The organism is Desulfurellaceae bacterium (assembly GCA_021296095.1).
Taxonomy (GTDB): domain Bacteria; phylum Desulfobacterota; class Binatia; order Bin18; family Bin18; genus JAAXHF01.
The window spans coordinates 15886-27268 of record JAGWBB010000040.1 but is presented as its reverse complement, the minus strand read 5'-3'; the positions used below and the strand labels follow the sequence as shown (position 1 = coordinate 27268).

12 protein-coding genes are annotated in these 11383 nt (G+C 64.0%); 8 read left to right on the top strand and 4 right to left on the bottom strand.

The features are described from left to right. Together ribA and J4F42_11505 are read right to left on the bottom strand one after the other, a co-directional pair. On the bottom strand, positions 1 to 548 hold a 548-nt coding region (ribA, locus tag J4F42_11510; GenBank protein MCE2486132.1), incomplete at its 3' end, for a GTP cyclohydrolase II. 79 nt (positions 549 to 627) lie between these two features. Next, positions 628 to 1413: a CDP-alcohol phosphatidyltransferase family protein gene (locus tag J4F42_11505; GenBank protein ID MCE2486131.1), complete on the bottom strand. Its 786-nt coding sequence runs from the start codon at positions 1411 to 1413 to the stop codon at positions 628 to 630. Between the two features lie 102 nt (positions 1414 to 1515). On the opposite strand from J4F42_11505, the gene J4F42_11500 reads away from it, so the two are divergent. The 4 genes from J4F42_11500 (at position 1516) to J4F42_11485 (ending at position 6838) form a co-directional block, all read left to right on the top strand. Continuing rightward, positions 1516 to 3498 carry a hypothetical protein gene (locus J4F42_11500; GenBank protein ID MCE2486130.1) on the top strand — a complete coding sequence of 661 codons (1983 nt, stop codon included), beginning with the start codon at positions 1516 to 1518 and terminating at the stop codon, positions 3496 to 3498. A gap of 1198 nt (positions 3499 to 4696) precedes the next feature. After that, positions 4697 to 5938 carry an aromatic ring-hydroxylating dioxygenase subunit alpha gene (locus J4F42_11495; GenBank protein ID MCE2486129.1) on the top strand — a complete coding sequence of 414 codons (1242 nt, stop codon included), beginning with the start codon at positions 4697 to 4699 and terminating at the stop codon, positions 5936 to 5938. Positions 5939 to 5953: 15 nt separating this feature from the next. Beyond that, positions 5954 to 6292, top strand: a complete 339-nt coding sequence (locus tag J4F42_11490) for a hypothetical protein (protein MCE2486128.1) — start codon at positions 5954 to 5956, stop codon at positions 6290 to 6292. Between the two features lie 51 nt (positions 6293 to 6343). Beyond that, a complete protein-coding gene (locus J4F42_11485) occupies positions 6344 to 6838 on the top strand; it encodes a nuclear transport factor 2 family protein (GenBank protein MCE2486127.1) in 495 nt (164 codons plus the stop codon). 19 nt (positions 6839 to 6857) lie between these two features. On the opposite strand, the gene J4F42_11480 is transcribed toward J4F42_11485, so the two are convergent. Together J4F42_11480 and J4F42_11475 are read right to left on the bottom strand one after the other, a co-directional pair. After that, complete coding sequence (locus J4F42_11480) at positions 6858 to 8159, bottom strand: inositol-3-phosphate synthase (protein MCE2486126.1); 1302 nt, start codon at positions 8157 to 8159, stop codon at positions 6858 to 6860. Between the two features lie 192 nt (positions 8160 to 8351). Beyond that, the gene (locus J4F42_11475; protein ID MCE2486125.1) at positions 8352 to 9545 is read right to left on the bottom strand and encodes an acyl-CoA/acyl-ACP dehydrogenase; all 1194 of its coding nucleotides are present in this window, start codon (positions 9543 to 9545) and stop codon (positions 8352 to 8354) included. Positions 9546 to 9724: 179 nt separating this feature from the next. Here J4F42_11475 and J4F42_11470 point away from each other — a divergent pair, with 179 nt between their 5' ends. From J4F42_11470 to J4F42_11455, 4 genes are all read left to right on the top strand, one after another. Beyond that, on the top strand, positions 9725 to 9979 hold the full coding sequence (locus J4F42_11470; protein ID MCE2486124.1) for a hypothetical protein: 255 nt from the start codon (positions 9725 to 9727) through the stop codon (positions 9977 to 9979). Then, the gene (locus tag J4F42_11465; GenBank protein ID MCE2486123.1) at positions 9973 to 10332 is read left to right on the top strand and encodes a type II toxin-antitoxin system PemK/MazF family toxin; all 360 of its coding nucleotides are present in this window, start codon (positions 9973 to 9975) and stop codon (positions 10330 to 10332) included. The genes J4F42_11470 and J4F42_11465 overlap by 7 nt, the downstream gene beginning before the upstream one ends. A 174-nt stretch (positions 10333 to 10506) precedes the next feature. Continuing rightward, positions 10507 to 10893, top strand: a complete 387-nt coding sequence (locus J4F42_11460; GenBank protein MCE2486122.1) for an SgcJ/EcaC family oxidoreductase — start codon at positions 10507 to 10509, stop codon at positions 10891 to 10893. Between the two features lie 24 nt (positions 10894 to 10917). Further along, on the top strand, positions 10918 to 11370 hold the full coding sequence (locus J4F42_11455; GenBank protein ID MCE2486121.1) for a RidA family protein: 453 nt from the start codon (positions 10918 to 10920) through the stop codon (positions 11368 to 11370). Positions 11371 to 11383 lie beyond the last annotated feature (13 nt).

Genomic DNA, 11383 nt, shown 5'->3' with positions numbered 1-11383 from the left:
GCATTCTCAGCCGTCACCTGGGCGGGCAGCGGCACCCGGGCGCTGACCGGCATCCCGTGCTCCTGCAGGCTCTCGATTTTGAACGGATTGTTGGTCAGCAAACGGACGGACGGGACGGCCAGGTCTTTGAGAATCAGCGCCGCCACGGCGTAATCGCGCTCGTCGGCCTGGTGACCGAGCAGGAGGTTGGCGTCGACCGTATCATAGCCCTGATCCTGAAGATTATACGCCCGCAGCTTGTCGGACAGGCCAATCCCCCGCCCCTCCTGGCGCAGATAGACAATGATGCCGGCTCCCTCCTGGGCGATCCACTGCATGGAGCGGTTCAGCTGGGAGCCGCAGTCGCAGCGCAACGAGCCCAACACATCGCCGGTGAAGCACTCGGAGTGCACCCGGACCAGCACGTCGGGGCGATTCTCCACCTCCCCCAGCACCAGCGCCAAGTGTTCCTTGTCGGCCTGCCCGTTTTTATACACGCACAGCTGAAACTCCCCGTCGGGAGTCGGGATACGGGCGCGCGTTATCGGCTGAACGCTTGCTTCACCCATGGTCGGCCCTCCTTCGGCTTTGGCCGCGCCTCACCGACACACGAACATGCACGATTTCCCGCAAATTGCAACAATACTCCTACTCAGTGGCCGCCGACCGGCCGCTCACCGCCAGCCAGTCACGGCCAAAGCTGACCAGGGTGGGCAGCACGAACAGCAGGCCGACCAGGCTGGTCAGCGGGGGCGAGAAGACGGGCCACAGCACGACGCTGATAAAGCCGACCTGGCAGCCGCCGATCACGGCTCGGGCGGCTCGCGGGGGTACGCTCTGGACCGGTTTTCCCCGCCGTCTGCGCCACCACCGGCCCAGCCCAAAACCATAGTGGGCAAGCCCCAGCCCCAGGTACCAGACGGGCAGTTGGCCATACTGCACGGCCAGGCCGGTTGCCACCAGCAGTCCCAGGGCATCGACCTGCATGTCAAGGCGTTGGCCCAGATGGGTGGTGTAATGCGTTTTTCGAGATACATAACCGTCGAGCGAGTCGCCGATTGCGGCCAGACTGTACAGACCGGCCGGCAGACAGGCCAGCCAGCCGGGTGGCCAGCCCAGGCCCACAAAGCCGGCCAGCAGACCGACCAGCAGGCCACGCCCGATGGTCAGCAGGTTTCCCAGACCCAGGGCCGGCAGCAGGGGCTGGCCGGGCTGTCTGGAGTTGTCCGGCAGCCATCGCCATAGGAAAACCAACTCGACCGCCATCACCCAGCCGGCCAGCAGCGCCCAGCACCGGGCGGCCTCAGGTTGCCAGCCGGCGGACAACAGCGTGTAGCCCAGTCCCAGGCTCAGACCGCAGACACAGCTGATCGCCCACCACTGGCGGTGCAGGCGGGAAAGCGTGTGGTCAGCACGGAGCGGGCGGCTGTTCATGCGTGTTGATCGCGGCGGGCGGGGGCAAATATAATGCATGCGGCGGAAAGAGTACAATGGCGGTGCCTTTCCCTTCCCATTCGACCACACTCGGACGCACGTATGGGCCTGGAGACGCTTGATATCTGCCTGCTGGCCGCCTTCGTGGTGTATGCCGTAGCCGCGGGTCTGCGTTCCCGCCGTCTGGCCTCACAGAATCTGGAAGAATACTTTCTGGCCGGACGGAGCCTCACCGGCTGGCGGGCCGGCATCAGCATGGCGGCGACCCAGTTTGCTGCGGATACGCCGCTGTTATGCACCGGCCTGCTGGCGGTATCCGGCATTTTTTCGCTGTGGTGGATCTGGTCCTACGCCCTGTCCTTTCTGCTGGTCGGCTTTGTCCTGGCGCCCGCCTGGCGGCGAGCCGGCGTGCTGACCGACGCCGAGCTGACCGAGCGGCGCTACAGCCAGCCCGCCGCCCTGCTGCTGCGCGGGGTGAAGGCAATCTATTTCGGCACGATCTTCAACTGCACCGTCCTGGCTATCGTACTGCTGGCCACCACCCGCATCGCCGAGCCCTTTCTGGTCTGGCACGCCTGGCTCGCCCCCGACCTGTACGAGCCGCTGCTGGCGGCCGTGCGCTGGCTCGACACTCCTCTGACCACACTTCCCGACACCAGCCCCGAGGTGTGGATGCGCTCCACCGACAACCTGCTGTCCATCGGTCTGATCGTGTTGGTGACCGTTTTCTATTCGACCACCGGCGGGCTGCGCAGCGTGGTGGCAACCGACGTGCTGCAATTTGGCGTGGCCATGCTGGCCACGGCCGCCTACGCCGGCTGGGTCCTGGCCGAGGTCGGCGGGCTGGACGGCCTGGCCGCCCGGCTGTCGGCCGTCTACACCGGGCAGGCCGGGCCGGGCGGAATCCGGGCCAGCCAGCTGCTGGCCTTTACCCCGTCCCAGGCCAAAGACGTGTCAGGCGCGTTTCTGGCTCTGCTGGCCCTCCAGTGGCTGGTGCAGATGAATGCCGACGGAACCGGTTACCTGGCCCAGCGCAGCATGGCCTGTCGGAGCGACCTGGACGCCAAGCGGGCCAGCCTGGTGTTCACCCTGGCCCAGGTCCTGGTGCGCAGCCTGCTGTGGATTACGATCGGCCTGGGTCTGCTCGTGCTGCTGCCGCCCGAGCCGAGCCTGAGCGGCGGCGCGCTGGTCGCCGACCGGGAGGCGTCTTTTGTCCGGGGCATTGCCGAACTCCTGCCGTCCGGGCTCAAGGGCCTGATGTTGCTGGGCCTGCTGGCCGCCCTGGCCTCAACCGTGGACACCCACCTGAACTGGGGCGCGTCGTACTGGAGCAACGACATCTACCGTCGCCTGATATGCGAGCGCTGGCTGGGGCGCGAGCCGAGCCAGCGCTCGCTGGTGTGGGTGGCCCGCGGGGCCAATATCGGGCTGCTGGCCATCGCCCTGCTCATCATGTTTCATCTGTCCTCGATCCAGACCGCCTGGAAGATCAGCCTGCTGTTCGGGGCCGGCATGGGCGTCATGCTGGTCCTGCGCTGGCTGTGGTGGCGGATCACCGCAGTCGGAGAACTGACCGCTATCGGCGTCTCGTGCGCGCTGGCCCCAATCCTGCTGCTGACCGTCCCTGACAGCCATGAAGCCCTGCGCCTGCTGCTGGTCGCCGGCGTGTCGTCCGGGGCGGGCATATGGGCCTCGCTACGCACGGCCAGAGCCGACGATGCCCAGCTCCAGACCTTCTACCGCCAGGTTCGCCCGCCGGGCTTTTGGGGGCCTCAGCAGCGGGCACTGGGCCAGGCGCCCCAGCGCGGACGCCGCCGCTTGGGCCGGACGCTGCTGGCCGTAGTAAGCGCCGCCCTGTCCGTTTTTTTGCTGCTGACCGGACTCGGCAGCTGGCTCTTTTCCAGTCCGGCGCCGCGCTGGTTTCCCTGGCGCTCGGTCTGGCTGGTGCTGCTGCCGGTCCTCAGTCTGGGCCTGGTGCCGGTGTGGTGGCGGCAGGTCTGTCCGCACGCCCCGCAGCTGTGGCCGTTGAGCCGTAGGACGCGCCAGCCAGGGCGACCGCGCCGAGCAGGGACACTCCGGCGGTGAACAGAAACATGGTCGGGAAACTCGTCTGTTCGAGCAGCAGGCCCAGGCCAATCGCGCTCAGCCCATGGCCGATATCAAACGCCAGCATCAGGGTGGCCAGGGCCGGCCCCCGCTCGCGCTCGGTCGCACGATCCACACACAAGGCCATCAGGGCCGGCTGCACGGCGCCAAAACCCAGGCCCTGCAAGGCGGCCACGCCGAGCAGCCAGGCCACGGACGTGGCAGAGGCCAAGAGAGTCATAGCCACAGTCAGCAGGAGCAGCCCCGGAACAATCACCCGAGCCCGGCCAAAGCGGTCGGACCATTTGCCGGACACGGGGCGGGCCAGAATGACGGCGAGCGAATAGACGATAAAATACCAGCCCGGGTTGCCGAGCTGACGGGCCTGTACAAACAGCGGCAGAAACGACAAGACCGCGCCGAACGACATGGTCATGCAGATAGCCAGAAAACCGGGGAAGACGGCCGAGCGGCTGAGCAGAGAGGGACGGGGCCGCCGAGCCGCCGAGGGCGCTGACGGGCGGGCGGGCTCGGCCAAGAGTGAGATCACAAAGAGACAGCCGAGGGCCAGCAAGGCCGACAGCCAGAACAGCTGCTTGAAGCCGCTGTGCTCAACGAGAGCCGCGCCCGCCACCGGCCCGGTCGCCATGGCCACATTCATCATCATGCCGTAGTAGCCCATGGCTTCGCCGCGACGGGCGAGCGGGGCGATGTCGGCGACCAGGACACTCGACGCGGTGGTGAACAGGGCAATTCCCAGGCCGTGAAAAAGGCGGTAGCCAATCATCACCGGCACCGAGTCGGCCGTGGTGTACAGGAGCGGCCCGACACAGTAGACCAGCGCACCAAGCGCCAGCCCCAGCTTGCGGTTCCAGCGCTCGACCAGCCAGCCGGAGGTCGGCCGAATCATGACCGCAGCCAGGGCAAACACCCCCACGACCACGCCGACCTGGGCCTCGGTGCCGCCCAGCTCCCGGACAATAAAGACCGGCAGAACGGCCAGGAGCAGGAACATGCTCTCAAAAAACAGCAGCGTGCTGACGCACAGCACCAGAAAATTACGGGTGAACAGGGGCTCGGCCGCGCCTGCCGCCGGCTGGGGGGCGTGTGACATAGCCGCCGAGTCTACTCCGGCCGACCAGGACCGACAAGGCACTGCTGCGTCATGTCTCCTTGACGCCCGGCTCGGCCGAAGGGTATGGGGAAGACACTGTTTCACTTCATTATCTTGATCTGGGAGATCTTGATCTGGGAGGAGACGAGCGTGGAGATGGTCATCGCTGACAAACGCTGGGTGAAAAAATATCCCGAGGTCGGCACCGGCCCGGTCTCGGCAGAGCCGTGCGTCTCTCCGGAATATTTTGAGCTCGAACGCGAGCGGGTTTTTCGACGGACCTGGCTGTACGTTGGCCGGGTGGAGGCGATTCCCAAGCCGGGAGACTATTTCGTGCAAGATATCGCGGTGTGTCGGGCGTCCATTCTCATCATCCGCAGCACGGACAACGTGGTTCGCGCCTTTCACAATGTCTGCTCACACCGTGGCAACAAGCTCGTCTGGGATGACACAGGCTCGTGTCCGGGCGTCTTGGCCTGTGGCTTCCACAGCTGGACCTACGACACCACAGGTCGGCTCACCTGGGTTGCGGATGAGGAGAACTTTTTTAACCTCGACAAAAGCGAACACGGCCTGACTCCCGTGGCGACCGAGGTCTGGCAGGGGTTTATTTTTATCAACCTGGATGCCAACCCGCAGGAGAGTCTGCCCCACTATCTCGGCGGCATCACCCAACAGCTCGGCGCAGCGGATTTCGGGCAGCTCACCCGCGCCCACGCCTATAGCGTCACCGAGCAAGCCAACTGGAAAGTCGCCCTCGACGCCCAGAACGAGTTATACCACCTGCCCTTCCAGCACCGACATACCATCCCCGATTCGTGCACCCTCAAAGACGGCCGCTTCCCCCGCCTGCTGGATGTCAGACTGTACCACCATCACAGCGTGTACTCATCCCGGGTACCGGCCGACCGGATACCCAAGCCAGTCGAAAGCCTGGCCTATCGTCTGGTCTCCTCCGACACCGAGCGGCGCCTGCCGCTGATCGGCGATTTCGATTTCTACACCATCTTTCCGAATTTCGCGCTGCTGCTGTTTCGCGGCGTCTCCCAGGATTACTATCTCACCTATAGTTTCTGGCCGCTGGCCGTCGATCAGACCCGCTGGGACATTAGCCTGTACTTCCCACCCGTAACCTGTGCCAGCCAGCGCATCGGGCAGGAATACATGAAGTGTCTGCTGCGGGATATCCTCCACGAAGACGCCTTTGCCCACGAACAGATCCAGATCGGTTTGGCCTCACGAGCTAAAAAATACTTGCTGCTCCAGGATGAGGAGATACAGATCCGACATTTTCATCGGGTTCTTGAAGGCTACGTTGGAACCTGACACAGCGAGACGCCCATGTCACACGCCGCCCCTGTTTTCTCCGCACCATTTCAAGACCTGGAAGCCTATGGCGACTGGGCGCTGGCCACCGAAAGCGAGCGGACCGCCAAGCGCGTATCAAGCCCAATGCCCGCCATTCAGGCTTTTTACGACGCCCTGCTGCCGCGCCTGGAGGCCTGCGCGGCCTATCTCGATCAGTTCCCTGTGGATGACATGCCACCGGACGCGCGGCGCCTGTTATGGCTGACGCTGTCGCTGATGGAAGTGGCCAATGCGGTCGAGCTGTACAAACAGCCCCGGCTCAGCAACGGCTTTGAGATCGCCCGCTTCGTTCCCCTGGAAAAAGACACGTAGATTGCCAGTTGGAAAGCACCGGAGCTATTATGCGGCTTGAGGAGGCGCACTATGGATCAGGACTGGCTCGAAAAAACGGCTATCCAAGAACTCTTCGCCCGCTACGCCCACGCGATCGACGACCTTGAGCCCGAGGCCTGGGTGGCGTGCTTCCACCCCGACGGCGTGTTTCAGGTTGGCCGGCGGGCCATGCAGGGCCAGGCCGCCCTGCGGGGTTACGCCGATGTGCATGTCCGGGAAATTCGCTGCCGCCACATGATGGCCAACTTCCTGTACCGGGTTGAGGGCGAACAGGCCACCGGACAGTGCAGCATGTTGGCCAGCCTGGCCACACCCGGCGGCTATAAGATCTTTGCCCAGGGTCGTTATCTCGACCGGCTGGTCAAATACGACGGCGAGTGGCGTATCGCCCACCGTCGGGTCGAGACCGACCAACTCGCCTCGAATCCGACCGGGATCACGAGTATCGCCGACCCGGATGTTGCGGCTCTGGTGCGGCCGCTGGTCGATGCGGCCCGCCGGCTGGGAGAAAGAGTCCAGGGCTGAATCGGGTCAGCCGAGCCGCTCAGCCTGCTCTCACAGCGGGAGAGGCGGCCGACTGACCCAGAGACACCAGGGTGTCTTCGAGGGTGGCCAGCTGGGCGAACAGGTCGTGCTGTGGAGGGGCGCACGCGGAGCAGATCGGACTCTTGAAATAAAACCCCAGCCAGTCTTGGACGCCCCCTAGCCCGCTGCGCTGGGCCAGGTCCAGCAACAACACCAGGTCCAGCGCCACCGGAGCGGCGAGAATGCTGTCACGGCACAAAAAGTTCAGCTTGATCTGCATGGGGTAATCGAGCCAGCCGAAAATATCGATATTATCCCAGCCTTCTTTTTCATCGCCCCGCGCCTTGTAGTAATGAATGTGGACCTGATGCTCATAGTCGGCGTAGAGTTCCGGAGAGACCTCGGGCTGGAGAATAGAATCCAGGACGGACAGCTTGCTGTGCTCCTTGGTCTGGAGCGAGGCCGGATCGTCCAGCACCTCGCCGTCCCGATTACCCAGAATATTGGTCGAAAACCATCCCCGCAGCCCCAGGCTGCGCGCCCGGAGGCCGGGAGCCAGAATCGTTTTCAGGAGGGTCTGACCGGTCTTGAAGTCCTTGCCACACACCGGCACGCCGTTTTCATCGGCGAGTTGCCGCAGGGCCGGAATCTCCACCGCCAGATTCGGCGCACCGTTGCCGAACGGCACCCCTTCCATGAGCGCGGCGTAGGCGTAGATCATCGTCGGCGTGATAGCCGGATGGTTGCTTTTCAGCCCCTGCTCGAAACGCCGCAGGGTGGCATGGACCGGATCTGTTTGCAGAAAAATCTCGGTACTGCCGCACCACAGCATCACCAGCCGGGCCAGCCCCTGCCTGGTGCGGAAATCGGCGATGTCGGTCCGCAGCTGAAGGGCTAGTTCGTATTTGTTCGGCGCCTGTTTGACGTGCGGGCCGGACAGCCGACGCACGTAGTGCTGATCAAAGACCGCCTTCCACGGCCTGAGAGCGCTGAGTTCCTCACGAACAGGCGCCAGCCGGTGTGGCTCAAGAACGCCGGCGTGTACGGCCGTCTCATAACAGTTGTCCGGAAAAATATCCCAGCCGCCAAAGACCAGGGAGTCCAGGTCGGCCAGCGGCACACAGTCCTGAATGCGTCGGGCCGCGGGGTCTGCGCCCGACCGCAGGCTGCCGTATTGGGTCAGACTCCCTATGGGCCGTCCCAGGCCCTTTTTCACCAGCTCAACCCCGGCGATCAGGGTCGTGCTGACGGCCCCCATGCCGGGCAGCAGAACACCGAGTTTGCCCTGGGCTGGCGTAACGCCGCGTGCTGAGTCCTCCATCCCTGCCCCCTTCAACAGCAAGACACACAGGCCCCGGACAGGTGGTTCCGGGCAGTGTTCCGAGAGTCGCTGCTTCCCAAAAAATGCAGGTTTTTGAGCGCCTGACAAGAGGGGCGCAACGGTCAATGCGGTCCACCGCCAGCCCGACCGTCAGGCCGCCAGCGTCTGGTGCGGACCGGGAAATCTCCGGTCTTACTTCAACGGCGGCATGACCTCGCGCGGGTCCAGGCCGAGTTCCAGGCTGCCCACACTGGACAGGCAGAAATCGCTCGGCGGGAACTGAATCGCCCCGACCGCACCGTCTCGAAACAGCCGCTCTATCGGGGTCGTCTTGAACAGGGCGTGCGCCCCGCCGACCGTCAGCGCGGTGCGGGTTATACGCGCCACCGCCTCGCCAACCAGATACTTGGCCCGGAACAGCGCCGCCAGGGTCTGCTGGGTCGGGCCCTGGCTATCGCTGAGCCAGGCCGAGTGATAGGTCATGAGCCGCGCCGCTTCCAGATCGACACTCATCTCAGCCACCCGTCGGCGGACATCCGCGTGGTAGGCCAACGGCTGGCTGTAACCCTTGGGCACGCGCTGGGTGACCATCTCGCGCAGCGCGTCGTAGGCGGCTGCGGCAACGCCCAGATACACCGCAGTATACGAGGCCCACAACCAGTTGGCCGCGTTGCGAATGAAGGGCAGAATGTCATCGACCCGATACAGGCCGGCCTGCTCGGGCACAACACAGTCCTCCAGAATGAGCGAGTCACTCCGCGTGGCGCGCATCCCCAGGGTGTCCCACACCTGTTCGACGCGCCGTCCCGCGACCTCACGCGGAACCAGGACCAGAATGGCTGCGGCAGAACTCGCAGCTTCATCCGGATGAGCCAGGACCGCACAGAAGTCCGCCGCCTCAAGCATTGAGGCAAAGGCTTTTCGGCCGCTGAGCCGGTAGCCGCCGGCCACCCGCGTAGCCCGCGTGGCCGGCTTATAGGTGGCCAGCAGGCCGGAGTTGCTGGACTCGGAGAAATTGCCGGCGATCAATTTGTGTTGTTTGACCACCAGATCGGCGAGATAGTCTTTGGTCGCCGGCGAGACGTCTGGACTCTCGAACAGCGGCCCCACAATCGACACATGCATATTGAAGGACAGCGCGGTCGAGGGGCAGCCCTGGGCCAGCTGTTCGGCGGCCAGCGAGTAACCGAGCAAGCCGACCCCCTGACCACCCATGTCTTGGGGGATGTTCAGTCCGTAGAACCCTTCCTGGCGCAGCGCCGCGTAGTTTTCCAGCGGATGGCTGGCCTCCCGGTCGTGCTCGGCCGCCCGGGCGGCAAAACCCTGGGCCAGGCGCCGACTCCGTTGCCGCAGCTGTTCGTCTTCCGGGCTGATCTGAAAGTTCATACGCACGTCCTCCAGACACGTCCTTATCGCCACACCCCAAGAGTGGTGTCAAGCCAAATCGGACACGCCACTGCGGCCCGAAACAAGCCTTTCCCGTTTGGCGCTTTTTTCGAGAGCGATCCTGTGACATATGGTATGAATATTCAGGAATACCAACGGTGGACCACGAGGAGGAAGCCATGCCCATGAAGAAGATCGCCATTTCCCTGCCCCAGCCGGTGCTGGAAACGGTCGACCGTCTGGCCGCGCAACGGGGCGAGTCTCGCAGCCGTACCATTGCCACCATCCTGGCTCGGGTAGCCCGAGCCAAAAGGGACCGGGACATCACCGCCCGGATTGACGCCCTGTTTGCCGATGAGACGATCCGAGCGGAACAGAAACGCACGGCTGACGAGTTTTTAGAGATGCACCCATGGACCAGAGAGGAATGGTAATACACCAGGGAGAGATATACTGGGTGGTTTTTGCGGGCGAGGGATCAGAGCCCGGGGGCCGTCGTCCGGCTGTCGTTCTGCAACACGACCGGTTTAACCACAGCCGCCTCAATACTGTGGTCGTTGCGGTGCTCACCTCACAGCTGCGCTATGCCGCTCTGCCCGGCAATGTCCGTCTGCGCAAGGGCGAGGCAAACCTGCCAAAGCCGTGCGTTGTCAATGTCACCCAGCTCCAGACGATCGACCGGACCTACTTGGGAGAGAAGATTGGGACGCTCCTCCAGCGTCTGGTCCGCCAGGTATGGGAAGGCGTCCGGCTGGTGCTGGAGGCAAACGGTGCGGACCGCCCATGATCGCAGCCGACCGAGCACGCTCCTATCTCGGCGGAGGAGTGTCGCAACTCATCCCCTCGATTCGGCTGCCTGCCTCCGCGCGCTTTCGCTTGACTCCGGGACTGCGGCGGGGCTACACAGGAGGGACGAGAAGACACCCGAGCGAAATGCTACGGAAAAAAGGAGGAGAGAGTCATGCCAGCACACAAACCCGAAGAGTGCGATCTGCTTTTGATAGACGCCATACAAAAGGGAGACCTCGAGACGGCGATAGCGCTGTACGAGCCGAACGCCAATTTTGTGGTGTCTGCCGACCAGGTCGTCACCGGCCAGGCCGCTATCCGCGATATCATGCAGGGCTTCATGGCCGCCAAGGCAACGTTCAACATCGAGTCGGTCACCGCCGTCCCCAGCGCCGACGGGTCTATCGCCGTCACCCGGGTCAAGGGCAGCAGCACCAGTCCGGGTCCCGACGGCAAGCCGGTCACCACGCCCCTCCACAGCGTGGAGGTCGTCCGCAAGCAGGCCGACGGAACCTGGCGGTTCATCATCGACGATCCGAACGGGGAAGGCCTGAAGTAGCGCGCGGGGGAAAGGAGAGGAGCAATGGCAACCCAAACAGCACGCCGTACGTCTCGCACCAAAAGGGCCGCAGCCCCGGTCCCGGACAGCGGCCTGGCCCGCATTATCGACCCGGGCTGGAGCTGGGACGACAAGCTGCCGCTGGCCCAGGCCAAGCAGATCGGCAACACCATCTACGTGTCCGGTCAGGTCGCCTTTAACGCCCAGGGGAAGCTGGTCGGCAAGGAGAATATGAAGACCCAGACCCGCCAGGTATTTCGGAATATCAAGGCCGTCCTCAGGGCTGCCGGGGCCAAGATGGAGCATGTCGTCAAAATCAACACCTATATTACCGACGCCGACAAATTCATGGACATGCTGGAGGCCCGGGGCGATATCTTTGGCGACAACCCGCCGGCCAGTACGGCCGTTGTTGTGGCCGGCCTGGCGTTTCCGGGTCTGCTGATTGAGGTCGAGGCGATTGCCGTCAAACCCTGACGACATCTGAACA